This window comes from Roseicitreum antarcticum, from assembly GCF_014681765.1.
GTDB lineage: Bacteria > Pseudomonadota > Alphaproteobacteria > Rhodobacterales > Rhodobacteraceae > Roseicitreum > Roseicitreum antarcticum.
The window spans coordinates 2,181,749-2,208,012 of record NZ_CP061498.1 but is presented as its reverse complement, the minus strand read 5'-3'; the positions used below and the strand labels follow the sequence as shown (position 1 = coordinate 2,208,012).

The window sequence follows — 26,264 nt, the reverse complement described above, 5'->3', positions numbered from 1 at the left end:
AGTGAGGCTCTTCAATTCAGAGCTGTCAGATGACGCCGCTGCCATATCAGTTGGTCCCCCGCCGGGTCGGCATGATTGACCGCGCGCAGAAGGGCCGACATGTCGAGGCCGGGCAAGCTGGCAAACAGGTCGAACAATTGATCTGCGCCCTGCGCGCCCGCCGGGATGGTCAGGGCCGCGCCGGGCGGCGCGGTCAAGAGCCATGTGCGGCCCGCGTCGCACAGGTGCAACGCCGTCAGATCGCTGAGGGCGACAAAGCCGCCGGTTTCCGGCCCAAAGTACGAGATCTGCCCTTCGACCACCTGCACGATGCCGGGGCCGGTATCGGCGCGCTGAAACCGCATGCGGCGCAGGCCGGTGATCGCGGCGGCCACGCCTGCCAGCCCCACGGCCAGCCCGATGGCCACCATGAGCACCCCGCCCAGGCTGCCCAGCCACAGCCCGGCCAGCACGATGGCGCCCCCTGCCAGAACCTCGCGCCAGCGGTGCAGGCGCGCCGCGATCTCGGCCCGGACCATCACAGCCAATCCCCCAGATGCGCCTGCCACAGGGTAAGCGCTGCCACGGCAGCCGTATCGGCGCGCAGGATGCGCGGGCCGAGGCTGACGGGGGTAACAAAGGGCAGGGCGCGCAGGCGCTCACGCTCGGCCGGGGAAAAGCCACCTTCGGGGCCGGTCAGGATTGCCCAGGGGCCGGGTGCGGCGGCGGCAAGGGTCGATGCCGCACCCACCAACGATTCGTCGGCCCACAAGATGCGCCGCGCATGGTCCCAGCTGTCGAGGACGCGGGACAGGGGTTGCAGGTCATCCACCGGGGGCACGAAGGTGCCGCCGCATTGCTCTGCAGCCTCAAGGGCATGGGCTTGCAGCCGGTCCTGGCGCAGGCGTTCGGAATTGGTGAACTGCGTCTGCACCGGCAGGATGCGCGCGGCCCCCATCTCTGCCGCCTTTTCGACGATGAAATCGGTGCGCGCCTTCTTGATCGGTGCGAACATGAGCCAGACATCGGGCGGGTTTTGCTGCGGGGCGGATTGGTCACGGCAGATCGCCACCCCGCCGCGCTTGCCCGTTTCGGCGATTTCGGCCTGCCATTCGCCGTCGGACCCGTTGAACACCGAGACGAAAGCGCCCGCCTGAAGGCGCATGACATTAAACAGATAGTGTGCATGATCGCCGCTAAGGGCAACAGGTTGCCCCGGCCCCATCGGCTGATCTACAAACAACCTGACTTTTGCGCGTGATCCGGAATACGACATGGGACCGACAGTATGACCGACCCGACCCGATTGCCAGAGGGCGAGCCGCCCGGCCATGAAGAAAACGGGCCTGAAGGAAATGGGCCAGACCGAAGCGGACCTGACGCAGGCGCGCGGCAGAACGCGGACGCGCAAGCGGCGGCTGCGGGCCCGGATCTTGATGTTGCCGGGCAGGATGCTGGACAGGGTGTGCCTGCCGGGCGGCCTGCGGCAAACCCCGCAGATGCCCAGTCAGGGCCGTCGCAGGCCGGGTCTGCGCAGCCTGCCGGTGCGCAGGGGCAGGTGGCCGATGCGCCCGCTGACAATTGGGTGGACAGTTACGCCCCGCCCGAAGCCCGCCCGTTCCTGCGCCTCAGCCGCGCGGACCGGCCCATCGGCACCTGGCTTTTGTTGCTGCCCTGCTGGTGGGGGGCGCTGCTGGGGGCCTCGGCGGTGCCGGAAACCGCGGGCTGGCTGACGGTCTGGATCATCGTGGGCTGCGGGTTGGGGGCGTTCTTGATGCGCGGCGCGGGCTGTACCTGGAACGACATTACGGACCGCGATATCGACGACAAGGTGGCGCGCACCCGGTCGCGCCCGATCCCTTCGGGGCAAGTCACGGTGCGGGGCGCGTTGATCTGGATGTCGGTGCAATCGGTAGTCGCGCTTGCGATCTTGCTGACCTTCAACCTGAATGCGATTTTGCTGGGCATTCTGTCGCTGGGGCTGGTGGCGATCTATCCCTTTGCCAAGCGCTTTACCTGGTGGCCGCAGGTTTTCCTGGGATTGGCGTTCAACTGGGGCGCGCTGCTGGCCTGGACAGCGCAGACCGGGTCGATCGCGCTGCCGGCGGTGTTTTTGTACCTTGCGGGCATCTGCTGGACGATCTTCTATGACACGATCTATGCGCATCAAGACAAGGAAGACGATGCGCTGATCGGCGTGAAATCAACGGCGCTGCTGTTTGGTGACAACACCCTGACCTGGCTGCGCGGCTTTCTGGTGGGCACGGTGGTGCTGATGTCGCTGGCGGTGATCTATGCGCTGGCCCCGCTGGCCGATCCGCTGAAAATGTCCATCGGACTTTGCGCGGCCTGGGCCTTTGGGGCGCATATGAACTGGCAACTGGGAAAGCTGGACAATGACGACACCGAGACCTGCCTGCGGTTGTTCCGGTCGAACCGGGATGCGGGGCTGATCGTTGCGCTGTTTCTTGCCATATCACTTTTGGTTTGATTGCGCCCGCGCCGCGCAGCGTTTAGGCACCATGCGGATGGATGGCATTTTGCAAAGGCTTCACGGATGAAGGTTTCCAGAACCACGATGATCGGGGCGGGCGTTTTTGTTGTGGCTGCCTTCATGTCGCTGGTCTTGGGCTATCTGTCAGTGCGCGGCGTCGAGCGGGTCACAAAAGGCTCGATCGAGGGTGCGCTGGAAGCGGATGACATGGATTGGGCGCGGGTGCGCACCGATGGGCTGCTGGTCAGCCTGTCCGGCACCAGCCCGACCGAGGCCGACCGCTTCCACGCCCTGACGCTTGCCAACGCCGTGGTAGATGCCACCCGCGTGATCGACCTGATGACCGTGGCTGATACGGCTGGGATCGAAGGGCCGCGTTTCCAGATGGAATTGCTGCGCAACAGTTTCGATGTCTCGATCATCGGTCTGGTCCCGGCCGCGTTCGGAAATGATGCGGTGATCGATAGCATCACCGACCTGGCGCCCGACATGGCCGTGGCAGACATGCTGGAGGTTGCCGATTACCCTACGCCCCCGGATTGGGACCGCGCGGTTGGCTTCGCGCTGGATGCGCTGGAGTTGCTGAACGCGGCAAAGATCTCGATCGCGGCGGATGGCGTGCATATCAACGCACTGGCTGACAGCACCGACCACCGCACCGATCTGGAAACCCAGATCGGTGAGATGGTCCCCGATGGCTTGCAGGTAACGCTGGAAATCACCGCACCGCTGCCGGTCATCACGCCCTTTACCCTGCGCTTCACTGTTGAGGAAGGCGCGGCGCGGTTCGATGCCTGCTCTGCCGATACGACAGAGGCGCGCGACCAGATCCTTGCTGCCGCGCAAGATGCCGGGTTGCGCGGGCGGCCCACGTGTACCCTGGGCCTGGGCACGCCGACGCCCCGTTGGGCGCAGGCAGCCGCCAGCGCCATTGCCGAAGTCGGCGCGCTGGGTGCGGGGTCGGTTACTATGTCGGATACCGATATGTCGCTGGTGGTGCCGCATACCGTGGCCCAGCAGGCGTTCGATCAGTCGGTCGGCGCGCTGGAAGGGTCGCTGCCCGATGTCTTCTCGCTCGAATCGGTGCGGCTGCCCGCGCCCGATACCCAGGCCGTCAGCCCCGCTGATGCCATCGAATTCATCGCCACCCTGTCGCCCGAGGGGCAGGTTCTGTTGCGTGGCCGCCTGACGGATGAGCGCATTCGCAGCGCCGTCAATGGCTATGCCCGTGCCCGGTTTGGCATGCAGGCGGTGCAGATGTCGGCGCGGCTGGACCCCGATCTGCCCGAGGGCTGGCCGCTGCGCGCCCTTGCCGCGCTGGAGGCACTGGCCGAACTGCACAATGGTCTGGCCCATGTCCGCCCTGACCGGATCGAGGTGCGCGGCGTGTCGGGCAATACCGATTCCAGCGATGTGATTTCGCGCGTCCTGTCGGAAAAGCTGGGTCAGGGCACCGATCTGCGCATCGACGTGCGCTATGATGAAACCCTCGACCCTGCCTTTGGTGCCCCGACGCCTGCCAGTTGCGAAGCTGACATCGCCGCCGTTCTGGCAGATCGCCAGATCACCTTTGACCCCGGTTCAGCCTCGATCGACGCTGATACCGGCGAGGTGCTGGACCGGATCGCGGATATTTTGCGCGAATGCGGCGAGATCGAGATGGAAGTTGCGGGTTATACCGACAGCCAAGGCCGCGCGGAAACCAACCTTGCCCTGTCGCAGCGCCGGGCCGAGGCGGTGGTCAACAGCTTGATGACCCGTCGGGTGCTGGTCTCGGGGCTGCTGCCGGTGGGCTTTGGCCAGGAAGACCCGATTGCCGACAATGCCACCGCCGAGGGGCGCGAGGCCAACCGCCGGATCGAATTTCGCCGCGTCGTGGACCCGGCCGAAGAAGTCCCCGCCGAGGCCGAGCGTGACCCCGAACTGGAGGCCGGGCTGGAAATCACCGTCAGCACGCCGGGCGAAGATACGATCCGCCCGCGCGCTCGTCCCGCGCGCGATGAAGATGAATAAGGTCGCCCGGACCCTTCGCGCCGTGGCAGGCAGGGCGCTTCTCGCGCGATGCACCGCATTGACAGCCCCGGCTGAAACGTCGATTTCCAGGCCATCCGCAAACGATCCCTTCAAGGCAGAGCTTTCATGAACCGTATCGAATTCATTCTCGTGACTTCCCTGATCCTGTTCGTGGTCTTCGGTCTGGGCTGGTTTTCGTACTGGCTGTTGCACCGCTTCACCCGTGTGTCGCAGGCTGATATTGGCGAACTGGACCGCATGGCGCAGGCCCTGCATGACGCCGAGATGCAGCGCGACCAGGCGATCGAATATGTGCATGCGCGCGAAGGCGAACTGGTCAACCGGCTGGCGCAGACCGAGGCAGAGCTGCGCGCGGCGATGGACGGGCTGCGCGACGCCCGGTACGACGCCGATCAGCTGCGCAACTATATCGAGGAAAATCAGAAGGCGTGACGGATCTGCCCGCGCCGCCTTGGCGGGCTTTTGCGTTGGCGCGGCAAGAGCATGGTGCGCAAGGTGTTGGCCGGGCGCAGGGCCATCCGACGACTGGTCATCCAGCGGCGGGCTGCCTTCTACCAGCGGCGCAGCGCATCCTCATCCGCCTGCGTCGCGGTGACCCAACGCGCCCCCTCGGTCGTGATTTCCTTTTTCCAGAAGGGCGCGCGCGATTTCAGGTAATCCATCAGGAATTCCGCCGCAGCAAAGGCATCGGCGCGGTGGGGGGCTGCGGTGGCGACCATCATGATCGCAGCGCCCACCGGCATCTTGCCGAATCTGTGGACGATCAGCGCGTCCGACAGTGACCAGCGGCGCATCGCGCTGTCACGCATCGCATCAATCGCGGGGCCGGTCATGGCGGGGTAATGCTCGATCTCTAGCGCGATCAATGTGGCATCAGGCAGGTCCCGCACCAGTCCGCAAAAAGTGACGATTGCCCCCGCGCCGCGGCATTGCTTCGCAAACGCGGCGCATTCGGCACCGAAGTCAAAAGGCCCGGGCTCGACGCGGACGCCCATGCCTCAGCCGCCGGTCATGGGTGGGAAAAAGGCCACTTCTTGCGCGCCTGACAGCGGGGCGTCGAAATCGGCCAACGTCTGGTCAACCGCGACCCGCAGCGCAGACAGGTCGGAAAAAGCCAGCGCATACCGTTCGCCGCGCTTGCGCAGTTCCGCCACCAGATCGGCCACGGTTGGTGCCCGCGTTTCCAGCGTCTCGCGCGGCAGGCCGATACGCTCGCGGACCCACGCAAAATATACGACTTCAAGAGGCATGGATGTCATGCGTCATTGGGCGTCATCCTTCAGAAATGGCAGCGCCTTGCGGAAATAGTCCCATCCCGTGATCACCGTCAGCGCGGCGGCCACCCAGATCAGCGCCAGCCCGACGATCCAGATGATGTTGCCGCTGTAATTCGCCACGACCACAACGTTCAGTTCCGAGGTGCCCATGTCGGTCAGCGCGTCGATCAGCGCGGGTTCGTGGCGCAAAAACGCGGCTTCGCGCACATATTCCAACCCCATGGCGAGGAACAGCGTGGCAATCGCCACCATCTGCGCTGTGGTTTTCCATTTGGCCAGCTGCGTCACCTTCAGCAGACCGGAGCTTGTGCCCAGAAACTCGCGCAGGCCCGAAACAAAGACTTCGCGGAACAAGATGGCCGTGGCGGGCAGGATCAGCCAGGGGTCCATGCCGGAATAGCCGGTGATGACCAGAAGGGCGATCACCACCATGACCTTGTCGGCAATCGGATCCAGCATTGCGCCCAGTTTGCTTTCCTGATGCCACAGCCGCGCGAGATAGCCGTCGAAGAAATCCGTCAGCGCGGCCAGACCGAACAGCGCCAGCGCGAACCAATCCGCGAAAGGGCGCGAGAAATACAAAAACAGTATCGCGACGCCAGGGGCGGCCAGCAATCTCAGGACGGTCAGGATATTTGGCAGGTTCCAACGCATACGTGTATCTAGTGCAAAATCTGTCCCAAGGGAAAGCGGTTTTAAAGGCGCGTGCGGGTGCAGGACAAGGGGTGGCGGATTATCCCTGCGGGGTCATCGCCTTGCGCTGGCGCGCGCGTTCGAGGCCCAACTTACGCTCGCGCCAGATGATCAGGACGCCGGCCACCACGACCAGCGCGGCACCCGCCAGCATAGTGAGGGTCGGCACCTCGTCAAACACGGTGTAGCCGATGAGCAGCGCAAACAGGATCGAGATATAGTCGAATGGTGCGACCACGGATGCATCGGCCTCGCGATAGCTTGATGTCAGCAGGATCTGCCCCACACCGCCCAGAAGCCCTGCAAGGATCAGGAGCGCCAGTGTGAGCGTGTCGGGGAAGACCCAGCCGTAGGGCAGGGTCAGCAGCGCCAGCAGCGATGCGGTGGACGAGAACCAGAACACGATGGATGCGGTACCTTCCGTGTGCACCAGCTTGCGCACGAAGACCTGCGCCAGCGCAGCGAAGACCGCGCCGCCCAGCACCAGAAGTGCGCCCAAAGCCTCGGAATGGTTCATCTCGGTGCCCACGGTCAGGCGTGGTGACAGCACGATCATCACGCCGACGATGCCCAGGCCCACGGCGGTGATGCGGAAGGCGCGGACCTGTTCGCCGAGGAACATCGCGGCAAAGATCACGGTCAGCAGCGGCGCGGCATAGCCGATGGCCGTCACCTCGGGCAGGGGCAGGAAGCCCAGACCGGCAAAGGTCAGCCCCATCGCCGTGGTGCCGACCACGCCGCGCCAGAAATGCCCGATGGGATTTGCGGTGCGCAGCCCCCGCGCCAGTTCGTGGCGGTAGATCAGCCAGACCACGATCACCGGAATGGCAAAGAATGACCGGAAGAATACCGCCTGCCCGGGGGGCACCGTGTCTGACACCGCCTTGATGAGCGAGGCCATGACGATGAACACCATGACCGAGGCAATCTTCAGGGAAATTCCGACAAGGGGGCGCATTTCAGGGGTCCGGATATTCTGCTTGCCCCTATCTGGCGACAAATTGCCACGGGTTACAAGGGCTGCGCGGAAAGATTTGTGGCGGGGCGGGGGGCCAGCACCCTGCCGCGGGGGTATGTCCTGATCTGGCCACGCCCGGCCCCCTTCAGTGAAAATCCCGGCTGGGAAACAACTGTTTCGCCTGATCGCGCGGATGCCAGGCGCGGCGGGGCTGTGCCCCACGGGTGATAACGGGGCGGCGCGCCTCATCCCCGCGTCCGCCGGTGGGGTCAATCGCGGTGCCGCTGACATGGCCCAGATGCGCCAGTTCGCCGGACAGATCGGTGATCTCATCGGCGATCAGGTGGATTACTGCGCCCTCGCGCTGCAACCGTCCCGCCACCCGCAACAGCCGCCCGCCGATGACCGCGCGGCGGAACCGGGTGTAGATCTTTGGCCAGACCACCACGTTGCACACGCCGGTCTCATCCTCCAGCGTGATGAAGATCACGCCGGATGCCGTGCCGGGGCGCTGCCGGGTGATGACCAGCCCGCAGACCGCCACGCGCGGGCGCAGGTTCCCCGCCGATACCGTGGGCAGATCGGCGTGGGCGGTCAGCCCGGTCAGGCGCGGGCGCAGCAATTCCATCGGGTGGGCGCGCAACGACAAACGCAGCGACAGGTAATCCTCGATCACCGCCTCGCCCAGCGTCATTTGCGGCAGGTTGACCGTGGGTTCCACGATCCCTTCACCGTCCATCGCGGCACCATCGAACAGTGGCAGCGGGCGGGGCGCGCGCAGGGCGCGTACGGCCCACAGCGCATCGCGCCGTGTCAGATGCATCCCGGCAAAGGCATCGCCCTCGGCCAGCCGTTCCAGCGCGGCAGGCGGCACCCCGGCGCGGCGCCACAGGCTTTCGGGGTCTGGGTAGCCGTTGGCGCGGGCGGCGACGATCCATTCGGCATCGCCTTCGCGCAGGCCCTTCACTTGCCGAAACCCCAGCCGCAGCGCGAAAGACCCGTCGGCGCGGCGTTCCAGCGTATTGTCCCAGGCCGAGGCATTGACGCAGACGCCCCGCACCTCGATCCGGTGGTCGCGCATGTCGCGCACGATCTGGGCGGGGGCATAGAACCCCATCGGCTGGCTGTTCAGCAGCGCACAGCCAAAGGCCGCCGGGTGGTGCCGTTTCAGCCAGGCCGAGGCATAGACCAGCAGCGCGAAACTGGCGGCATGGCTTTCGGGAAATCCGTATTCGCCAAAGCCTTCGATTTGCGCGAAACAGCGGTCGGCGAAATCGGGCTCATACCCACGGTCCAGCATGCCATTGATGAAACGGTCGCGGAAGGTGCCGATGGTGCCCATGCGTTTGAACGTCGCCAGCGACCGGCGCAGGCGGTCGGCCTCGTCCGGGGTGAACCCGGCGGCGACAACGGCGATCTGCATCGCCTGTTCCTGAAACAGCGGCACGCCCAGCGTGCGCTCCAGCACCGCGCGCAGGTCGGTTGAGGGCAGTTCCACCGCCTCGCGCCCCTGACGGCGGTTTATGTAGGGATGCACCATGCCGCCCTGTATCGGGCCGGGCCGGACGATGGCGACCTCGATCACCAGATCGTAGAAACAGCGCGGGCGCATCCGGGGCAGGAAGTTCATCTGCGCCCGGCTTTCCACCTGAAACACGCCAATCGCATCGGCGCGGCACAGCATGTCATAGGTGGCGGGGTCTTCGCGCGGCAGGTTTTCAAGGCTGTACCCCGGCCCGCCATGCGCGGCGATCAGGTGAAACGCCTTGCGGATGCAGGTCAGCATGCCGAGGCTGAGGACATCGACCTTCAAGATGCCCAGCGCGTCGATGTCATCCTTATCCCATTCGATCACGGTGCGCCCGTCCATGGCGGCGTTTTCAATCGGGCACAGCTCATCCAGACGGCCCTTGGTGATGACAAAGCCGCCGACATGCTGCGACAGGTGGCGGGGAAAGCCGATGATCTCGTCGATCAGCGCCATGGTCTGGCGCAGCCGCCGGTCGCCGGGGTCGAGGCCCAGCCCGCGCAGTTGGTCCGCATCCGGCGGCGCGGCCCGCCAGCCCCAGTTGCTGCCCGACAGCGCCGCCAGCAGATCGCCCGACAGGCCCATGACCTTGCCGACCTCGCGGATCGCGGCGCGGGTGCGGAAGTGGATGACCGTGGCAGTCAGCCCGGCGCGGTCGCGGCCATAGGTTTCATAGATGTGCTGAATGACCTCTTCGCGGCGCTCGTGTTCAAAATCCACGTCGATATCGGGCGGCTCGCCGCGTGCCTCGGACATGAAGCGCTCAAACACCATGGAGATCACGTCCGGCGCGACCTCGGTGATGCCCAGGGCGTAGCAGATCACCGAATTGGCCGCCGAGCCGCGCCCCTGACACAAGATGTCGCGCGACCGGGCGAAAGCCACGATGTCATGCACTGTCAGGAAATAGGCGGCAAAACCCAGCGCCTTGATGATGCGCAGTTCCTTGGCCACCTTCTCGGCGGTATCCGCCGGAATGCCGCCGGGAAACCGCCACCACAGCCCTGCCTGCGTCAGCCGGGTCAGCCGGGTCTGGGGATCTTCGCCGTTGGTGATCTCATCGGGGTATTCGTAGGACAGTTCGGCCAGCGAGAAGGTGCAGCGCGCGGTGATCTCCAGCGTGCGGCGCAGGGCGGCGGGATGGGCGTGAAAAAGCCGCGCCATGTCGGCGGGGGGTTTCAGCCGCCGTTCGGCATTGGGCAGGGCATGCGTGCCGATCCGGTCGATGGTCAGCCCGTGGCGCAGGCAGGTCAGCACATCGGCCAGACGGCGGCGGCGGGCGTGGTGCATAAGCACATCGCCCACCGCCACCATGGGCATGCCGGTGCGCTGCGCCAGCCGGGCGCAGGCATCCAGCCGCGCGCTGTCGCGTCCGTCGTAGCGCGGGGCGGCACCCAGAAAGCACGCGCCGGGGAACTGCCGCGCCATGCGACGCAGCACGGATGCGGTATCGGTTATCAGGGTGGGGGTGGTTGCGGCGGCTGCCCCTTCAGCCACGTTATCCGCGGGCCCTTGCGCCGCAGCCTTCGCCGTATGGTCTGTTGCCGCCCGCTCCGCTGCCCCGTCGGGCATGGCATCTTTCGCGGTGACCCCTGTCACATGTGCTGTGGGGGCCGCCGTGGCTGTTGCGGCATGGGCAGCCGTTCCCGCCGCCGCCTTGGCTGTGCTGCCCGTAGCCGCAACCGTTGTCCGGTCTGCGCGCGGCGCGCCGGGGGCTGGCAGGAGCATGCGGTTTGGCGCGTCAACGGCGCCTTGCGCCGGATCAGGATCGGCAAGTGGCGCGGCCCGGCGCGCGCGGCGATGGGGTTTCGCGGATGGCACACCCCCCGCGCCCGCCCCCGTACCTGCATGTGCAAACGGGTCGGGGGGCAGGGCGATCAGCACCATCCCGGCACCCCATTCCAGCAGATCGACGGTGGTCAGGTGGCATTCCCCCTTCTGCGCCCGGCGTTTGCCGAGTGAGAGCATCCGCGACAGGCGTGCATAGGCGGCGCGGTCGGTGGGTAAGGCGATCCATTCCACCGCGCTGTCGGTCAGCACCAGCCGCGCGCCGATCACCAGCCGGGGCAGGGGGGGGAGGGCGCGGCCGTCGGCGTCCCCTTCGGTCCCGTCCGCCTGTTGCCTGTCGCCCTGTGCCGGGGGGGCGGGCTGTCCATTCGCTTGATGTCCATCCGCTTGATACCCGCCCGCCTGCGTTGCATCGTGGCGAGCCCCACCAGACCCTTGCCGCGTTTCCTGCGGCCCGCTGTGCTGCGTATCGCCGTTATCTGGGCGCGCATCCTTCGCGCGCCCGCCTCCGTGGCCCTTGCGCGGTGCGTGGTTTTGCCTGCCGCTGTCGCCGTGCGACCCCTGCGTCTGCCCCGCTCCGTAAATGTGCAGCCCGGCCCCCGTGGTGATCTGGCGGCTGGAGGTGTCCACCCGCGTCTGCGACCGTACCGTGATTCCCTCCTCGCTTGCTTCCTCCCGCGCACGGGCCAGTTCGCGCAGCGCCACATGCGCCCGCACCACCCCGGCAAGGCTGTTGCGATCCGTGATTGCCACCGCCGTCAGACCCAGGCCTGCGGCACGCGTCACCAGCTCTTCCGGGTGCGAGGCCCCGGTGAGGAAGGTGAAATTCGACGTGACGCAGAGTTCGGCATAGTCGGTCATCAGGCACATGTTCCCCTTATGTTCACTTTGCGCCGTTGTGCCCGCGACTCAGCCGCGCTGTCAATGCCGCTGCGCAGCCCCCCTAACACCCTGCTGCACAAAACCACGTTACGTCACGCCTGCCACAGCACACTGGCCATGCAGGGCAAAATATGGTGCAGTCTGGCAATACGCAGCATGAATGGGGGGAGCCATGGCCCGCGCGCAGATCATCGGCTGGGGGCATACGCCCTTCGGCAAATCCGAAAAGCCCGACACTGAATCGCTGATGGCCGAGGCATTGGCCACCGCGCTTGATCATGCGGGCGTAGAGGCCGCATCGGTCGATGGCATCTTTGTCGGGGTGTTCAACAAGGAATTCTCCAAGCAGGATTTCCAGGCTGCATTGGTGGCGATGGGCGATGACCGCTTTCGCTACACCCCTGCCACCCGGTTTGAAAATGCCTGCGCCACCGGGTCTGCCGCCCTTTATGGTGCGATGGATTTCATCGAGGCCGGGCGCGGCCGCATTGCCGTGGTGGTCGGCGCGGAAAAGATGACCGCGACCCCTACAGCGCAGGTAGGGGACATCTTGCTCAGTGCGTCCTACCGGGCCGAGGAAGACGCGGTTGACGCCGGTTTCGCGGGGCTGTTTGGCAATATCGCGTCGAGCTATTTTCAACGCTATGGCGACCAGTCCGATGCGCTGGCCATGATTGCTGCGAAGAACCATGCCAATGGCATGGCCAATCCCTTTGCGCATATGCGCAAAGATTTCGGGTATGAGTTCTGCCTGAACCCGTCCGAGAAGAACCCCTATGTCGCAGGTCCGCTGAAGCGCACCGATTGCTCGCTGGTGTCAGACGGTGCCGCCGTGCTGGTGCTGGCTGATGAAGATACCGCCGCGCAGATGAGCCGCGCCATCGCCTTTCGCGCCCGGGTACAGGCCAATGACATTCTGGCCATGTCGCGTCGCGATGTGCTGGAATTTGCGGGCGCGCGCCGCGCATGGTCCGGCGCCCTGGAGGCGGCTGGCATGACGCTGGACGACCTGTCACTGGTGGAAACCCACGATTGTTTCACCATCGCCGAGATGATCGAGTATGAGGCGATGGGACTGGCCGAACCCGGTCAGGGCCACCGCGTCATCCGCGAGGGCGTGACGCAAAAGGGCGGCAAGCTGCCGGTCAATGTCTCGGGGGGCCTGAAATCCAAGGGGCATCCCATCGGGGCCACCGGCGTGTCGATGCACATCATGGCCGCGATGCAGGTGGCGGGCGATGCGGGCGACATGCAGGTGCCGGGGGCGACCACGGCGGGCGTGTTCAACATGGGGGGCGTGGCGGTGGCCAACTACTGCTCGATCCTTGAGCGGGTGAAGTAACGCGCCATGCGGACAGATGTTTCGGGGCGGATCGACCTGTCGGGCGGGATCACCCCCGCCACTACCCGCGTGATGAACCTGTCACAGTTTTTGACGCAGGCCGCGCGGCGGCTGGGCGATGACACCGGCCTTGTCTGGGGCGATACCACCTGGACATGGGCGCAGGTCGAGGCCCGTTCCGCCGCCATCGCCGCCGCGCTGGTGGCCGACTTTGGGGTGCAGAAGGGCGACCGCATTCTGGTGCAATCCGCCAATTGCAACCAGATGTTCGAGGCGATGTTTGCCTGCTGGCGCGTCGGTGCCATCTGGGTGCCGGCCAATTACCGGCAATCCCCGGATGAGGTCGCGTGGCTGGCAGGCTCGTCGCAGGCGCGCGGTCTGATCTGCGGCGCGGCATTCGCCGATCATGCCCGGGCCTGCGCGGATCAGGTGGATTTCACCATCAGCATCGGCGCCGCTGACTTTGGCTCTGATTACGACGCGCTGACTGACCGCCACATGGGCAGCGCCCCTTCCCCTGTTGATGTCCAGCGGGATGACCCGTGCTGGTTCTTCTTTACCTCGGGTACCACCGGAAAGCCGAAGGCCGCCGTGCTGACCCATGGGCAGATGGCTTTCGTTGCCACCAACCACATGTGCGACCTGATGCCGGACAGCGGGCCGGATGATGCCTCGATCGTGGTTGCCCCCCTGTCGCATGGCGCGGGCGTTCACCAATTGGCGCAGGTGGCGAAGGGTGTGAAAACCATCCTGCCGCCGGGCGAGCGTTTCGATCCTGCCACCATCTGGGCCCTGGTAGAGAAATGGCGCGTCACCAATGCCTTCACCGTGCCTACCATCGTCAAGATGCTGGTAGAGCACCCGGCTGTCGATCTGCATGACCATTCCAGCCTGCGATATGTCATCTACGCGGGCGCGCCGATGTACCGCGCCGATCAGATCACGGCGCTGCAGAAGCTGGGGCCCGTTCTGGCCCAATACTTTGGACTGGGTGAGGTGACGGGCAACATCACCGTGCTGCCCCCCGCGCAACATTTCACCGACGAACGTATGCGCATCGGCACCTGCGGTTTCGCCCGTACCGGAATGCAGGTGCAGATCCAGGACGCCGCTGGGGCCGAGGTCGCGCTGGGCGGAACCGGCGAGATCTGCGTGATCGGTCCGGCGGTCTTTGCCGGTTATTTCAACAACCCCGATGCCAATGCGAAGGCCTTTCGCAACGGCTGGTTCCTGACCGGCGATCTGGGGCATATGGACGCCGACGGCTATGTCTACCTGACCGGGCGCGCATCGGACATGTATATCAGTGGCGGCTCCAACATCTACCCGCGCGAGATCGAGGAGAAGCTTTTGCTTCATCCGCAGGTGTCGGAATGCGCCATCCTTGGCGTGCCTGATCCCCTGTGGGGGGAGGTTGGTCTTGCCGTTGTGGTGCCGGTGCCTGGGGCCGATGCGGCGCAGATCGACGTGGTTGGCTGGCTGTCCGGGCAGGTGGCGAAATACAAGTTGCCGAAGGTCGTGGTCTTCTGGGAGGCGCTGCCGAAATCAGGCTATGGCAAGATCACCAAGAAGCTGATCCACGAGGAATTGGTGCGGCGCGGCGAATTGCCGGGGCAGGGCTGATGCTCCCGGGTCGGGGAATACGCCCCGTCAAGGGGAGGCACCTGTCCCTTTGCCCGTCGCTGGGCGCAGGGCGCGCTACCGCACGGGTATCCGGCACCTGATGCTGTCGCAGATCATCCACCCCGGTCCTGCGGCCCACGACCGCTTCACCGCATTGCGCTGCGCGGCAACGCCGGTCACCGTGTCCCTGCGCGGCGGGGTGCCGCTGATGCAGGCGGTGGCCGAAGGTTTCGCGGCGGCGGGTTTCGATGCGGGTTGGCTGGACCTGCGCGATGCGCCCTGCGACGCGCTGACCTACCTGATCCCGGGGCTGGACCCCTCGGGCGCACATGCCGCGTGGTATAATGGGCCGCATCACGGTGGGCCGGGCGTGATCCGGCAGTTGGGGCTGTGGCTGGGTCTGCGCGATGGCGCGTCATTTCTGCACGGCCACGGGCTGTGGAGTATCGCCGGGCAGGGTGATCGCGTCGGCCATATCCTGCCCTTCGATACCGTGCTGACCCATGACATCACGGCACACGGCTGGGGCCTGCGCGCCGCGCGGCTTGTGGTCGCGCCGGACCCCGAGACGGGGTTTTCCCTGTTCCAGCCGCAGCCCCTACCCGGCTTGGCGCATGTCGCACCAACGTGCAGCAGCAGCGAGGCCGCACCCCCGCAGGATGCCGTGTTGGTTACCCTGCGGCCAAACGGCGATATCTCTGCCATGCTGGACCAGATCGCGCTGACCCATGACATGCCTGATGCGCAGGTGCTGGGGCTGGGCAGCCTGATTGGCCCGCGTTTCGCGACGGGCGGCGGGGTTGACAGCTTTGCCACGGAAATCCTGCTGACCGCGGGGCAGATCCGCGACGGCGAAAGTCACCTGTCCGCGCTGGTTGTCGGGCTGGACGGCACGCATCAGCACGGCGCCTTGGCGCGCGGGGCCTGCGCCGTCTGCGTCACCTGTGAGCTGCTGCTGATCGCGCCCCCGCGCTGACCGGTCCTGCCCCAGATGATGTCACTTATCTGCAACCCGCTTGTGGTCTTTTCGGGCAGATGCCATTGTCATGCCCATCGTATTTCGTTTTCGCGCGGCTCTGGGCAGGAAGGCCTCACGCACTGGCCCTGACATTCCGGCCCCTGAAATCCCGCTTGAGCCCATTAAGGTAGCCCTCATGACCTCGTTCGACAGTCTTTCGATCCACACGCCCGAAATCACACAGCACGAAACCTTCTCTGACCCGAAACAGGCGGTGGACCGGCTTCAGACCCTTTACGCCGAGGCAACGCAGTTTCTGGTGGACAGGTTCAACGACCTGACTGCGGGTAAGACCCCCGATGCGCGCTACCGGGCGTTCTATCCCGAAATCCGCATGACCACGATGCGGTTCGACCGGATCGACAGCCGCCTCAGCTTTGGCCACGTGGCCGAACCCGGTACCTATGCCAGCACCATCACCCGGCCGGATCTGTTCCGCTATTATCTGGAACAGCAGATCGGCCTGCTGATGCGCAACCATTCGGTGCCGATCAGCATCGGCCTGTCCGACACACCCATTCCGGTGCATTTTGCCATGGCCGGGCGCGGCGACGTGGTGCTGCCAGACAATGGCGAACTTGCACTGTCGCTGCGCGATGTGTTCGATGTGCCCGACCTTTCCAGCACCAATGATGACATCGTCAATGGCAGCGGCGCGAAAAACGCCGATGGCTCGCGCCCGCTGTCGGGCTTCACGGCGCAGCGGGTAGATTACTCGCTTGCGCGTCTGGCGCATTACACCGCCACCACGCCCGAGCATTTTCAGAACCACGTGCTGTTCACCAACTACCAGTTCTATGTCGATGAGTTCGAGGCTTTTGCCCGCACCGCCCTTGCCGATCCAGACAGCGGCTATACCGCCTTTGTCGGGCCGGGCAACGCCGAGATCACCACGGCCGACGCGCCCCTCCCCGCGATCCCGCGCCTGCCCCAGATGCCGACCTATCACCTGAAGCGCAAGCATGGGGCGGGCATTACGCTGGTGAACATCGGCGTCGGACCGTCGAATGCGAAGACCGCCACCGATCATATTGCCGTGCTGCGTCCGCATGCCTGGTTGATGGTGGGGCATTGCGCGGGGCTGCGCAATTCGCAGTCCTTGGGCGATTTCGTGCTTGCCCATGCCTATCTGCGCGAAGACAACGTGCTGGATGCCGATCTGCCGGTCTGGGTGCCCATCCCCGCGCTGGCCGAGATCCAGATCGCCTTGCAGGAAGCCGTGGCTGATATCACCCAGCTCGAAGGGTTCGAGCTGAAGAAGATCATGCGCACCGGCACTGTCGCCACCATCGACAACCGCAACTGGGAGTTGCGCGACCATTCCGGCCCGGTGCAGCGCCTGTCGCAATCGCGCGCCATCGCACTGGACATGGAAAGCGCCACCATTGCCGCCAATGGTTTCCGCTTCCGCGTGCCTTACGGGACGCTGCTGTGTGTCAGCGACAAACCCCTGCACGGAGAGCTGAAATTGCCTGGCATGGCCAGTGCGTTTTACAAGACACAGGTGGCCCGCCACCTGGCCATTGGCATCCGCGCGATGGAGCGTCTGCGTGAAATGCCGTTGGAGCGAATCCACAGCAGGAAGCTGCGCAGCTTCGATGAAACTGCCTTTTTGTAAGTTTTTGCGTGATTTTCCGCCTATTTCTGGTGTTTCGCCGCGCAGATGGATTGTCACCGTCGTGAAGTTGCGTCTACATGATCGGCGCAACGCATGGGCCAGAAGGGTGCAGCGGCGAAGAAAATGAAGATTGTCAGGAGACGAGCATGACAACGAAACCAATGACCAAGACGCAACTGGTGGCTGCACTGGCCGAAGAAATGGGCAGCGACAAGAAAACCGCGACGACCGCGCTGGACGCGATCACGACGCTGATCACCCGCGAAGTCGGCGGCGGCGGTGCCGTGACTCTGCCCGGCATCGGCAAGATCGCTTGCCGCGCCCGTCCCGAACGTCAGGTGCGCAACCCTGCCACGGGCGAGACGATGATCAAACCGGCCGACAAAGCCGTGAAAATGACCATTGCCAAGGCCCTGAAAGACAGCGTCAACGGCTGATGCGTGTCGGCAGCGCACCCGTCTGGGTTGTGCGTCCAGCCCGCGCAACGGTGCAGGTGGCGGATATGCTCTTGCACCTGTGAATCAAATCCTTAGGGTCGCCCATGGGCGGCCCTTTTCGTTTGACCTGCCTGCTTTGGCCGGGGCCGTGTTGGCGCGTTGGGCGACGCCACGCCTTGCATCAATGCGAACAGGGTTGGTGTGGGCGCCTGTCTTGTCGACGCTGGGCACCAACCTGCGCTGACGGGCGTGGCTGATCTGAAAGGACATGAACGCGATGGATCTGCGGTCGGTATTCATGGGGCTGGCGTTTGCGCTGATGTGGGCCTCGGCCTTCACCTCGGCGCGGATGATCGTGCAAGATGCGCCGCCGCTCAGCGCGCTGGCGCTGCGTTTCCTGGTGTCGGGCCTGATTGGCATCGGCATTGCCCGCGCGCTGGGGCAAAGCTGGCGGCTGACGCCCACGCAATGGCGCGCCACGATCATCTTTGGCCTGTGTCAGAATGCGCTCTATCTGGGGCTGAACTTCGTTGCCATGCAGACGGTAGAGGCGTCGTTGGCGTCGATCATCGCATCGACCATGCCGCTCTTGGTAGCAGCTGTCGGCTGGCTGATCTTGCGGCATCGGCTGCGTCCGCTGGCCATCGCGGGCCTGTTGACCGGCTTTGTCGGGGTCAGTGTCATCATGGGAGCGCGGCTGGGTGCGGGCGGGGTCGATCCCTTTGGCCTGATCCTTTGCGTGCTGGGCGTCGGCGCGCTGACGCTGGCAACCCTGTCTGTGCGGGGGGCTTCGGCGGGCGGCGCCAACCTGCTGATGATCGTGGGCTTGCAGATGATGGTGGGCGCAGTCCTGCTGGCCGGCCCGGCGTTGATGCTGGAGGAATTCACCGTCAACTGGACCCTGCAACTGGGGCTGGCGTTCCTCTATACCACGCTGGTGCCGGGGCTGGCGGCCACCTGGGTCTGGTTCCTGCTCGTCGGGCGGATCGGCGCGGTGCGCGCGGCGACCTACCACTTCCTTACGCCGTTCTTCGGCGTCGCCGTGGCTGCCGTGCTGCTGCGCGAGGGGTTGGGGATCTATGACGTGATCGGCGTCGGGATCGTCATGCTGGGCATTCTGGCGGTGCAGCTGTCGAAGGCGAAGCCGCCCCCGCCGCCACAGGTGTGACACCACTCCAGGTCTGACGACCGCCGCCCGCCGACAAGGGCCTGCCTCTCAGGCGCGCTTTGCGCCCATCTGGGCCACGCCCAGCGTGGACAGTACCTTGTGTTCAATGTCGGCAGCATTCATCCCGGCGGTGGCGTACATGTCGGCAGGGCTCGACTGGTCGATGAACACATCGGGCAGCACCATGGAGCGGAATTTCAGCCCATGGTCAAACACGCCCTCATCCGCCAGCAATTGCGCGACATGGCTACCGAAGCCGCCTATCGCGCCTTCCTCGATGGTAATCAACGCCTCATGGTCGCGCGCCAGTTGCAAGATCAGGTCGCGGTCCAGCGGCTTGGCAAACCGCGCATCGGCCACGGTAGGGGTAATTCCGCGCGCGGTCAGCGCCTCGGAGGCTTCCATGACCTCGGCCAGCCGGGTGCCAAAGGACAGGATCGCCACGCGCGCACCGGTCTGTATCATCCGGCCCTTGCCGATTTCCAGCGGTGTGCCACGTTCGGGCATGTCGACGCCCACGCCCTCGCCGCGCGGAAAGCGGAAGGCGATGGGGCCGTCATCATGCGCGGCGGCGGTGGCGACCATATGCACCAGCTCTGCCTCATCTGCGGCGGCCATGACCACGAAACCGGGCAGGTTCGCCAGGAAGGCCACGTCGAAACTGCCCGCATGGGTGGCGCCGTCGGCCCCCACCAGCCCCGCGCGGTCAATGGCAAAGCGCACCGGCAGCCGCTGGATCGCCACGTCATGCACCACCTGATCGTAGCCGCGTTGCAGGAAGGTCGAATACAGGGTGCAGAACGGCTTCATCCCGCCTGCGGCCAGCCCGGCGCAAAAGGTCACGCCATGCTGTTCGGCAATGCCCACATCGAAACAGCGCTTGGGGAACCGTTCGGCAAACAGGTTCAGCCCGGTGCCGTCGGGCATCGCGGCGGTTACGGCCACGATCTTGTCGTCGCGCAGCCCTTCGTCAATCAAGGCGTTTGCAAAAACCTTCGTATAGCTTGGCGCGTTCGACGGTGCCTTGGCTTGTTTGCCCGTCACCATGTCGAATTTTGCCGTGGCATGGCCCCGGTCTGCGGCACCTTCGGCCGGGGCATAGCCTTTGCCCTTCTTCGTAATCACGTGGATCAGCATCGGCCCGGTGGCGCGCGCATGCACGGTGCGCAGCACCGACATCAGCGCCTCCATGTCATGCCCGTCGATGGGGCCGAGGTAGCTGAAGCCCAATTCCTCGAACAAGGTGCCGCCCATGGCCATGTGTTTCAGCATGTGCTTGGCGCGTTTCGCGCCTTCCTGGAACGGCGGCGGCAGGAAGCCCACGGCAGATTTCGCTGCGGCCTTCAGGTCGTGAAACGGTGCTTCGGTATACAGCCGCGACAGGTAAGACGACAGCGCGCCCGTGGGCGGCGCAATGGACATCTCATTGTCGTTGAGGATCACGAACATCCGCTTCTTCAGATGGCCTGCGTTGTTCATTGCCTCAAACGCCATGCCAGCGCTCATGGAGCCGTCGCCGATCACCGCGATGGCATCGCCCAGCGCCGGGTCCGGTGCGCCGCCCAGATCGCGCGCCATGGTGAAGCCCAGCGCCGCCGAGATCGAGGTAGAGCTATGCGCTGCCCCAAACGGGTCATAGGCGGATTCCGACCGTTTGGTGAACCCTGACAGCCCGTCCTTCATGCGTAGCGTGCGAATGCGGTCGCGCCGCCCGGTCAGAATCTTGTGCGGATAGGATTGGTGCGACACGTCCCAGATCAGCCGGTCGCGCGGCGTGTCGAAGACGGCATGCAGCGCCACGGTCAGTTCCACCACGCCCAGGCCCGCACCCAGGTGACCGCCGGTTTCCGATACGGCGGAAATGGTTTCCTGCCGCAGTTCATCCGCGATTTGGCGCAACTGGCGGTTCGACAGGCCCTTCAGATCGGCAGGCGAGGCGATGGTGTCCAGCAACGGGGTATTCGGGCGGTCGGCAGAGGGGGGCATGGTCATCGGGGCTTGCCTTTCGGGGCGGCTACATATCGCGCGAGATAACGAAACGTGCCGTTTCCCGCAAGGTTCCGGCCTCAGGGCCATAAGGGGCCAACGCGGCGCAGGCGGTGTCGCACAGGGCGCGCGCCCGGGCGCGCGCCGCGTCGAGGCCAAGGAGCGACACAAACGTCGCCTTGCCTGCCGCCGCGTCCTTCTGCAATCGCTTGCCCGCCTTGGCGGCGTCGCCCTCTACATCCAAGATGTCATCGGCGATCTGGAACGCAAGGCCCAGTGCCGCGGCATAATCGTGCAATGGGCCGGTGTCGGCGCTGGCCATTCGCGCGCCAGCACAGGCCGACCAACCAATAAGCGCGCCGGTCTTGCCCGCCTGTAACGCGGTGATCTGGTCGAGGGTCAGGGGCGCTGACGCAGTTTCCGCCGCAATGTCGAGTGCCTGCCCCAAAACCATGCCACGCCCGCCTGCTGCGATGGCAAGGCTGGACACCAGATCCAGCCGCGCGGCGATGGTGGGGGCGGCGTCATCGCGGGCCAGCAGTTCAAACGCCAGCGTCTGCAGCGCGTCGCCCGCCAGGATCGCTGTCGCCTCATCCCATTTGACATGCACCGTGGGCAGGCCGCGCCGCAGGTCGTCATTGTCCATCGCGGGCAGGTCATCATGGATCAGCGAATAGGCGTGCAGCGCCTCGATCGCGGCGGCGGCCTGCACGGCCATATCCGGGCCGATCCCGTGCAGCCGCGCGCTTTCCAACACCAGAAACCCGCGCAACCGTTTGCCGCCCGCGCTGGCATAGGCCATGGCGTCGCGCACCGTGCTGGGGGGCAGGTCGGCAATCGCTGCATCCAGTCGCGCACCGATCAGGCTGGCCGCAAGGGTCAGGGCGTCGCGCATCTGGGTTTAGCCGGCGTCGAACGGCTGGGTGCCCTGCGGCGTGCCGTTTTCCGACAGGCGGATCTGCTCCACCCGTGCCTCAGCGGCTTTCAGGCGGGCCTCGCAGTGTTTCTTCAGCGCGGCGCCGCGCTCATAAAGGTCAATGGACTGGTCCAGCGCGACTTCGCCCTGTTCCAGCTTGCCGACAACCTGTTCCAGTTCCTTGAGCGCCTGTTCAAAGCTCAGCTCAGCGATAGGTGTTTCCGTGCTCATGCGCCCTCATCCATCAAAACCGCGACATGCCCGGCAGCTGCGGCCGCCAGCGCGTCAAGGTCATATCCGCCTTCCAGCACCGATACGACCCGTCCGCCTGCATGGGTCCGAGCAATGTCACACAGGGCGCGGGTGATCCAGATAAAATCGTCGCCCGACCAGTTCAGCTGCGCCAGCGGGTCGGCACGATGCGCGTCAAACCCGGCCGAAACCAAGATCAGTTCGGGTGCGAAATCCGCCAGCCGCGGCAAGACCTGTTGCTGGTAGGCCGCGCGCATGGCCGTCCCGTCCGATCCCGCTGCCAATGGCACGTTCAGCACATTGTCATGCGCGCCACGTTCGGTTTCCGCGCCCGTCCCGGGCCAGAGCGGCGTCTGGTGGCTGGACACGAACAGCGCGCGCGGTTCGTCCCACAGCAGGTCCTGTGTGCCATTGCCGTGGTGCACGTCGAAATCGACGACCGCCACGCGCGACAGGCCATGTACCTCCAGCGCGTGTTTCGCGGCAATCGCCACGTTGCCGAACAGGCAAAACCCCATCGGCGTGGCGCGTTCGGCATGGTGGCCGGGCGGGCGGGTCGCGGCAAAGGCGTTTTGCACCGTGCCTTCCAGCACCATATCCACGGCGTGACAGGCCGCCCCGACCCCGCGCAGGGCTGCATTCAGCGACCCGGGCGAAACGTGGGTATCCGCGTCCAGCGGGTAGATTCCGGCGGGCGGGATCGCCATGCGGATCCGCTCCAGATATTCGGGGGGATGACATCGCAAGATGTCGGCTTCATCGCCCAGCGGGGCCTCGACACGGCGCAGCGCCTGGAACTCTGACACGCTCAGCGCCTGTCTGAGATGGATCAGCCTGGCGACCTGTTCGGGATGGCCGGGAGGGGTGACATGTGTGTCGCAGTCGGGATGCGAAATTAATGCGGTGCTCATGATAAACAAGGTAGTGCAAAGGGACGCTCCGGGGAAGCCGCAAACTGCGCCAAAGGGTCGCTGGACAGCCGGATCGCTGCGCTGCAAGCTGGGCGCCAGAAGGGGCATAGGTTTGCCCCGGCATATCGGGGCCGAGGGCGGTATTCATGGCAAAAGTTTCATCCACCTTCCCGGTCACCTTTGCGCCCTTGCCTATTGTCCGGGCGCGGCATGCTGCGTGCCCCGCATGACGCTGCCTGCGGTCATCCTGGCAGGGGGGCGTGCGACGCGGATCGGCGGTGGGGACAAGGGGTTGCTGATGTTGATCCCCGATGCGGCGCAAGGTCGGCTGCTGGACCATGTGATCGCGCGACTGGCGCCGCAGGTTGGTGCGATGGCGCTGAATGCCAACGGCGACCCCGCGCGTCTTGCCGGTTTCGGGTTGCCGGTGTTGCAAGATGGCTTGCCGGATCATCCCGGGCCGCTGGCCGGGATTCTGGCCGCGATGGACTGGGCGGCGGGGCAGGGGGCGGCGTCCGTCGTCACCGTCCCTGCCGATACCCCTTTCTTGCCGCGCGATCTGGTGGTGCGGTTGCAGGCCGCTGCTGCACCGCGTGCCTGCGGGCTGGCGGTTGCCGCCACGCGGGACCGGGACGGAACCGTGCGGGTGCATCCCGTCTGTGGCCTCTGGCCTGTGGCGCTGCGCGGCGATCTGCGTGCAACCCTTCTGGACGGGCAGCGCAAGGTGACACATTGGACCACGCGGCACGGGGCTGCGCTGGCCCTGTTTGCGGTGGATGACGCGGCAAGCAGTGTTGACCCATTCTTCAACATCAACACGCCGGACGATCTGAAGCGCGCGCGGGCCCTGCTTGGTCAGGCTGATGACATGCCCGCGCCAGGGGGGGCGCCATGACTGATGCCGCCCCCTTCGACCGGATCATCATTGTTGATTGGTCCGCTGCGGCAACACCCTCGCCGCGCAAACCTTCGGCCGATGCGATCTGGCTGGGCGAGGACGGTTGCCCGCCGCGCTATTTCCGCACGCGGGCCGAGGTCATGGCCGCCCTGTCGCGCATCTGCGCCGACGCGTTGGCCACTGGCACGCGGGTGCTGATCGGCGCGGACTTCCCGTTTGGCTACCCCAAGGGGTTTGCGGCGCGACTGACCGGCGATTCCGGCGCCTTGGCAGTCTGGGATTGGCTGGGTGCGCATGTGGTGGATGCGCCTGACAATCGCAACAATCGCTTCCAGCTTGCGGGTCAGATCAACGCGCGGTTTCCGGGGCTGGGGCCGTTCTGGGGCTGCCCGGCGGGGCTGAGCGTTCCCGGACTGCCCCATAAAGGAAGCCTGCGCCAAGACCACCTGATGCCAGAGCGGCGTGTGGTCGAGGATCGCCTCCGGTCGACCCAGCCGTGCTGGAAGCTCTACACCACCGGGTCGGTCGGATCACAGGCGCTGTTGGGCATCGCGGCGCTGAACCGGCTGCGCCAGTCGTTCGGCCCGCAACTGGCGGTCTGGCCGTTTCAGCCCCCCACCGCGCCGGTCGTCCTGGCCGAGATCTATCCGTCGTTGCTGGCCCCACAGGTGACCGCCGCGCTGGCCCGCGACCCGGGCCAGATCAAGGATGCGGTTCAGGTTTCCCTGCTGGCCGAAGGCTTTGCCCGCGCGCGGGCATCGGGACACCTGGCCCAGATGCTGCGCCCCCAGGTGCCCGTGGATGTGCTGGCCGAGGAAGGGTGGATTCTGGGCGCGGGCTTTACCGACGCGCTTGGCTAAGTCATCCTACCGCAGCCGGTCCAGCAGGGCGCGCGATGGCTCCCCCGTTGCGGGCAGGTTCATGCGGGCCTGATAGGCGCGGATCGCGTCGCGCGTGTTGGGGCCGATCACCCCGTCGGTGCCCTGCGTGTCAAACCCCGCCGCCGTCAGCCCGCGTTGCAGGGCGCGCCGGTCGTCGATGGTCAGGCCATTGGCATCGGGCGGGAAGCTGCCGCGGATCGGCGGCCCGCCGCGCAGCCGGTCCGACAGATGTCCCACGCCGATGACGTAGTTCTCGGAATTGTTGTAGCGCGTGATGACGGTGAAGTTGCGGAACGCCATGAAAGCCGGACCCGCCGTGCCCTGCGGCGTCAGGATCGACGCAGGCCCATGGTCGGGCACCCGGCCCCCGTCCATGTCGCGCACGCCTGCCGCGCTCCACTCCGCCGCGCTGCGGGTGGTGTCGCGCCCCACCGGCCCGCTGAAGCCTGCGGGTAGTTGCACCTCCAGCCCCCAGGGCTGGCCGCGCACCCAGCCTGATTGTGCCAGGTAATTCGCGGCCGAGGCCAGCGCGTCCGTGGGGTCCTCCGACCAGATGTCGCGCCGCCCGTCGCCGGTGAAGTCGACGGCGTAGGCCTCGTACGTTGTCGGGATGAACTGTGTATGCCCCATCGCGCCCGCCCAACTGCCGGTCATCTGCCCCGCCGGGATGTCGCCGTTCTGCACGATCTTAAGTGCGGCGATCAACTGGCGCTCAAAGAACACCCCGCGCCGCCCGTCGAATGCCAGCGTCGCGGTGGCCGAGACCACCGGAATATCGCCGCGCCGCGTGCCATAGCTGCTTTCCAGCCCCCAGACAGCGGCGACCACGGCGGCAGGCACGCCATAGCGCGCCTCGATCCGGTTCAGGATATCGCCGTATTGTTGCAGGGCGGCGCGCCCCTCGGTCACGCGTTGTTCTGACGCGGCGATGGCCAGATAATCTTCCAGCGTGCGGGTGAATTCGACCTGATTGCGATCACGTTCCACCACGCCGGGCAGGAAGCCCGCGCCCCGGAACCCGGCGTCGAGCGTGCCGGGCGTGACGCCTGCCGCACCCGCACGGGACCGGAACCCGGCGACCCAATTATCGAACGCGGCATTTGGCGCGGGGCGCAGGCCCGGGTCGGTGGGGCCAGAACGGGCACGGCTGGTCATGTATCCCCCCATGGGTGTGGTACAGGCGGTCAGACCGGTTGCGGCCAGCGACAGCAGAAGGGTGCGTTTGGTCAGAGTCATAAAGGCTGCTCGTTTGTTTATGGTTATCCCCGCAGCCTATCGCAATCCGGTTCCGCCGCAAAGCCGCCGCCCATCACGATGCGCGCAGACCCGCCTGAACCGGCCCGCTGCCAATGCGGCTTACCACTATGCCCTACCAATGCGGGGGCCGTTCATCCCCCAGCACCACGGCGCCGCTGCCCGTGTCCTGCCGGTCGCGCGCGTGTTCCAGCAACATCGCCACACGGCGGGTCAGCAGGTCGATCTCATCAGCCTGCGCGGTGACGATGTGGGACAGATCCTCTACCGCGCGCGACAGATGGGCAAGCTGCTCTTCGGCGGCCAGCAGGCGTTCGGTGGTCATGG

24 protein-coding genes are annotated in these 26,264 nt (G+C 65.7%); 11 read left to right on the top strand and 13 right to left on the bottom strand.

Features of this window, described 5'->3' with window-relative positions:
• Positions 1-11 precede the first annotated feature (11 nt).
• Both H9529_RS10595 and H9529_RS10590 read right to left on the bottom strand, forming a co-directional pair.
• A complete protein-coding gene (locus tag H9529_RS10595; protein WP_092890469.1) occupies positions 12-518 on the bottom strand; it encodes a hypothetical protein in 507 nt (168 codons plus the stop codon).
• Entirely contained in the window at positions 518-1,255 is a 738-nt protein-coding gene (locus H9529_RS10590; RefSeq protein ID WP_092890466.1) for a 16S rRNA (uracil(1498)-N(3))-methyltransferase, read from the bottom strand. The genes H9529_RS10595 and H9529_RS10590 overlap by 1 nt, the downstream gene beginning before the upstream one ends.
• A gap of 12 nt (positions 1,256-1,267) precedes the next feature.
• Here H9529_RS10590 and ubiA point away from each other — a divergent pair, with 12 nt between their 5' ends.
• From ubiA to H9529_RS10575, 3 genes are all read left to right on the top strand, one after another.
• Entirely contained in the window at positions 1,268-2,470 is a 1,203-nt protein-coding gene (gene ubiA, locus H9529_RS10585) for a 4-hydroxybenzoate octaprenyltransferase (protein ID WP_092890463.1), read from the top strand.
• A gap of 66 nt (positions 2,471-2,536) precedes the next feature.
• A complete protein-coding gene (locus H9529_RS10580; RefSeq protein ID WP_092890460.1) occupies positions 2,537-4,486 on the top strand; it encodes an OmpA family protein in 1,950 nt (649 codons plus the stop codon).
• Positions 4,487-4,612: 126 nt separating this feature from the next.
• On the top strand, positions 4,613-4,939 hold the full coding sequence (locus H9529_RS10575) for a hypothetical protein (protein WP_092890457.1): 327 nt from the start codon (positions 4,613-4,615) through the stop codon (positions 4,937-4,939).
• 119 nt (positions 4,940-5,058) lie between these two features.
• Here the strand turns inward: H9529_RS10575 and H9529_RS10570 are convergent, their stop codons facing one another.
• The 5 genes from H9529_RS10570 to H9529_RS10550 form a co-directional block, all read right to left on the bottom strand.
• Positions 5,059-5,502 (bottom strand): molybdenum cofactor biosynthesis protein MoaE, encoded by a 444-nt coding sequence (locus tag H9529_RS10570; RefSeq protein WP_092890454.1) that lies wholly within the window; start codon positions 5,500-5,502, stop codon positions 5,059-5,061.
• A 3-nt stretch (positions 5,503-5,505) separates the two neighbouring features.
• Positions 5,506-5,757, bottom strand: coding sequence for a molybdopterin converting factor subunit 1 (gene moaD, locus H9529_RS10565; protein WP_092890626.1), 252 nt, complete (start codon positions 5,755-5,757; stop codon positions 5,506-5,508).
• A gap of 12 nt (positions 5,758-5,769) precedes the next feature.
• Positions 5,770-6,438, bottom strand: a complete 669-nt coding sequence (pgsA, locus tag H9529_RS10560) for a CDP-diacylglycerol--glycerol-3-phosphate 3-phosphatidyltransferase (protein WP_092890451.1) — start codon at positions 6,436-6,438, stop codon at positions 5,770-5,772.
• A gap of 79 nt (positions 6,439-6,517) precedes the next feature.
• A complete protein-coding gene (locus tag H9529_RS10555) occupies positions 6,518-7,435 on the bottom strand; it encodes a DMT family transporter (RefSeq protein ID WP_092890448.1) in 918 nt (305 codons plus the stop codon).
• 145 nt (positions 7,436-7,580) lie between these two features.
• Positions 7,581-11,612, bottom strand: a complete 4,032-nt coding sequence (locus H9529_RS10550) for an error-prone DNA polymerase (RefSeq protein ID WP_092890623.1) — start codon at positions 11,610-11,612, stop codon at positions 7,581-7,583.
• A gap of 193 nt (positions 11,613-11,805) precedes the next feature.
• Here H9529_RS10550 and H9529_RS10545 point away from each other — a divergent pair, with 193 nt between their 5' ends.
• From H9529_RS10545 to H9529_RS10520, 6 genes are all read left to right on the top strand, one after another.
• Positions 11,806-12,975, top strand: coding sequence for an acetyl-CoA acetyltransferase (locus H9529_RS10545; RefSeq protein ID WP_092890445.1), 1,170 nt, complete (start codon positions 11,806-11,808; stop codon positions 12,973-12,975).
• Positions 12,976-12,981: 6 nt separating this feature from the next.
• Positions 12,982-14,598 carry an acyl-CoA synthetase gene (locus H9529_RS10540; RefSeq protein WP_092890442.1) on the top strand — a complete coding sequence of 539 codons (1,617 nt, stop codon included), beginning with the start codon at positions 12,982-12,984 and terminating at the stop codon, positions 14,596-14,598.
• A gap of 49 nt (positions 14,599-14,647) precedes the next feature.
• Positions 14,648-15,574, top strand: a complete 927-nt coding sequence (locus tag H9529_RS10535) for a DUF296 domain-containing protein (RefSeq protein WP_143033518.1) — start codon at positions 14,648-14,650, stop codon at positions 15,572-15,574.
• Between the two features lie 178 nt (positions 15,575-15,752).
• Positions 15,753-17,234: an AMP nucleosidase gene (locus H9529_RS10530; protein WP_092890436.1), complete on the top strand. Its 1,482-nt coding sequence runs from the start codon at positions 15,753-15,755 to the stop codon at positions 17,232-17,234.
• A gap of 146 nt (positions 17,235-17,380) precedes the next feature.
• A complete protein-coding gene (locus H9529_RS10525; RefSeq protein ID WP_092890620.1) occupies positions 17,381-17,671 on the top strand; it encodes an HU family DNA-binding protein in 291 nt (96 codons plus the stop codon).
• 277 nt (positions 17,672-17,948) lie between these two features.
• The gene (locus tag H9529_RS10520; RefSeq protein WP_092890617.1) at positions 17,949-18,839 is read left to right on the top strand and encodes a DMT family transporter; all 891 of its coding nucleotides are present in this window, start codon (positions 17,949-17,951) and stop codon (positions 18,837-18,839) included.
• A gap of 48 nt (positions 18,840-18,887) precedes the next feature.
• On the opposite strand, the gene dxs is transcribed toward H9529_RS10520, so the two are convergent.
• From dxs to H9529_RS10500, 4 genes are read right to left on the bottom strand one after another with little or no spacing between them, the layout of a single operon-like run.
• Positions 18,888-20,825, bottom strand: a complete 1,938-nt coding sequence (gene dxs, locus H9529_RS10515; protein ID WP_092890614.1) for a 1-deoxy-D-xylulose-5-phosphate synthase — start codon at positions 20,823-20,825, stop codon at positions 18,888-18,890.
• 28 nt (positions 20,826-20,853) lie between these two features.
• A complete protein-coding gene (locus H9529_RS10510; RefSeq protein WP_092890433.1) occupies positions 20,854-21,720 on the bottom strand; it encodes a polyprenyl synthetase family protein in 867 nt (288 codons plus the stop codon).
• 6 nt (positions 21,721-21,726) lie between these two features.
• Positions 21,727-21,972 carry an exodeoxyribonuclease VII small subunit gene (locus H9529_RS10505; RefSeq protein ID WP_092890430.1) on the bottom strand — a complete coding sequence of 82 codons (246 nt, stop codon included), beginning with the start codon at positions 21,970-21,972 and terminating at the stop codon, positions 21,727-21,729.
• Entirely contained in the window at positions 21,969-22,904 is a 936-nt protein-coding gene (locus H9529_RS10500) for a histone deacetylase family protein (protein ID WP_092890427.1), read from the bottom strand. Before H9529_RS10500 ends, H9529_RS10505 begins: the two co-directional genes overlap by 4 nt.
• A 226-nt stretch (positions 22,905-23,130) precedes the next feature.
• Between H9529_RS10500 and mobA the strand changes: the two genes are divergently transcribed.
• Both mobA and H9529_RS10490 read left to right on the top strand, forming a co-directional pair.
• Complete coding sequence (gene mobA, locus H9529_RS10495) at positions 23,131-23,799, top strand: molybdenum cofactor guanylyltransferase MobA (protein WP_092890611.1); 669 nt, start codon at positions 23,131-23,133, stop codon at positions 23,797-23,799.
• Complete coding sequence (locus H9529_RS10490) at positions 23,796-24,662, top strand: hypothetical protein (protein ID WP_092890424.1); 867 nt, start codon at positions 23,796-23,798, stop codon at positions 24,660-24,662. Before mobA ends, H9529_RS10490 begins: the two co-directional genes overlap by 4 nt.
• A 6-nt stretch (positions 24,663-24,668) precedes the next feature.
• On the opposite strand, the gene H9529_RS10485 is transcribed toward H9529_RS10490, so the two are convergent.
• Together H9529_RS10485 and H9529_RS10480 are read right to left on the bottom strand one after the other, a co-directional pair.
• Positions 24,669-25,919: a lytic murein transglycosylase gene (locus tag H9529_RS10485; protein WP_092890421.1), complete on the bottom strand. Its 1,251-nt coding sequence runs from the start codon at positions 25,917-25,919 to the stop codon at positions 24,669-24,671.
• A gap of 133 nt (positions 25,920-26,052) precedes the next feature.
• Complete coding sequence (locus H9529_RS10480) at positions 26,053-26,262, bottom strand: SlyX family protein (protein ID WP_397544870.1); 210 nt, start codon at positions 26,260-26,262, stop codon at positions 26,053-26,055.
• Positions 26,263-26,264 lie beyond the last annotated feature (2 nt).

What these genes read in the sequence shown, in the direction of transcription:
- H9529_RS10595 (WP_092890469.1), bottom strand. Translation starts at nt 518, where the DNA reads ATGGTCCGGGCCGAGATCGCGGCGCGCCTGCACCGCTGGCGCGAGGTT.
- H9529_RS10590 (WP_092890466.1), bottom strand. Translation starts at nt 1,255, where the DNA reads ATGTCGTATTCCGGATCACGCGCAAAAGTCAGGTTGTTTGTAGATCAG.
- ubiA (WP_092890463.1), top strand. Translation starts at nt 1,268, where the DNA reads ATGACCGACCCGACCCGATTGCCAGAGGGCGAGCCGCCCGGCCATGAA.
- H9529_RS10580 (WP_092890460.1), top strand. Translation starts at nt 2,537, where the DNA reads ATGAAGGTTTCCAGAACCACGATGATCGGGGCGGGCGTTTTTGTTGTG.
- H9529_RS10575 (WP_092890457.1), top strand. Translation starts at nt 4,613, where the DNA reads ATGAACCGTATCGAATTCATTCTCGTGACTTCCCTGATCCTGTTCGTG.
- H9529_RS10570 (WP_092890454.1), bottom strand. Translation starts at nt 5,502, where the DNA reads ATGGGCGTCCGCGTCGAGCCCGGGCCTTTTGACTTCGGTGCCGAATGC.
- moaD (WP_092890626.1), bottom strand. Translation starts at nt 5,757, where the DNA reads ATGCCTCTTGAAGTCGTATATTTTGCGTGGGTCCGCGAGCGTATCGGC.
- pgsA (WP_092890451.1), bottom strand. Translation starts at nt 6,438, where the DNA reads ATGCGTTGGAACCTGCCAAATATCCTGACCGTCCTGAGATTGCTGGCC.
- H9529_RS10555 (WP_092890448.1), bottom strand. Translation starts at nt 7,435, where the DNA reads ATGCGCCCCCTTGTCGGAATTTCCCTGAAGATTGCCTCGGTCATGGTG.
- H9529_RS10550 (WP_092890623.1), bottom strand. Translation starts at nt 11,612, where the DNA reads ATGACCGACTATGCCGAACTCTGCGTCACGTCGAATTTCACCTTCCTC.
- H9529_RS10545 (WP_092890445.1), top strand. Translation starts at nt 11,806, where the DNA reads ATGGCCCGCGCGCAGATCATCGGCTGGGGGCATACGCCCTTCGGCAAA.
- H9529_RS10540 (WP_092890442.1), top strand. Translation starts at nt 12,982, where the DNA reads ATGCGGACAGATGTTTCGGGGCGGATCGACCTGTCGGGCGGGATCACC.
- H9529_RS10530 (WP_092890436.1), top strand. Translation starts at nt 15,753, where the DNA reads ATGACCTCGTTCGACAGTCTTTCGATCCACACGCCCGAAATCACACAG.
- H9529_RS10525 (WP_092890620.1), top strand. Translation starts at nt 17,381, where the DNA reads ATGACAACGAAACCAATGACCAAGACGCAACTGGTGGCTGCACTGGCC.
- H9529_RS10520 (WP_092890617.1), top strand. Translation starts at nt 17,949, where the DNA reads ATGGATCTGCGGTCGGTATTCATGGGGCTGGCGTTTGCGCTGATGTGG.
- dxs (WP_092890614.1), bottom strand. Translation starts at nt 20,825, where the DNA reads ATGCCCCCCTCTGCCGACCGCCCGAATACCCCGTTGCTGGACACCATC.
- H9529_RS10510 (WP_092890433.1), bottom strand. Translation starts at nt 21,720, where the DNA reads ATGCGCGACGCCCTGACCCTTGCGGCCAGCCTGATCGGTGCGCGACTG.
- H9529_RS10505 (WP_092890430.1), bottom strand. Translation starts at nt 21,972, where the DNA reads ATGAGCACGGAAACACCTATCGCTGAGCTGAGCTTTGAACAGGCGCTC.
- H9529_RS10500 (WP_092890427.1), bottom strand. Translation starts at nt 22,904, where the DNA reads ATGAGCACCGCATTAATTTCGCATCCCGACTGCGACACACATGTCACC.
- mobA (WP_092890611.1), top strand. Translation starts at nt 23,131, where the DNA reads ATGACGCTGCCTGCGGTCATCCTGGCAGGGGGGCGTGCGACGCGGATC.
- H9529_RS10490 (WP_092890424.1), top strand. Translation starts at nt 23,796, where the DNA reads ATGACTGATGCCGCCCCCTTCGACCGGATCATCATTGTTGATTGGTCC.
- H9529_RS10485 (WP_092890421.1), bottom strand. Translation starts at nt 25,919, where the DNA reads ATGACTCTGACCAAACGCACCCTTCTGCTGTCGCTGGCCGCAACCGGT.
- H9529_RS10480 (WP_397544870.1), bottom strand. Translation starts at nt 26,262, where the DNA reads ATGACCACCGAACGCCTGCTGGCCGCCGAAGAGCAGCTTGCCCATCTG.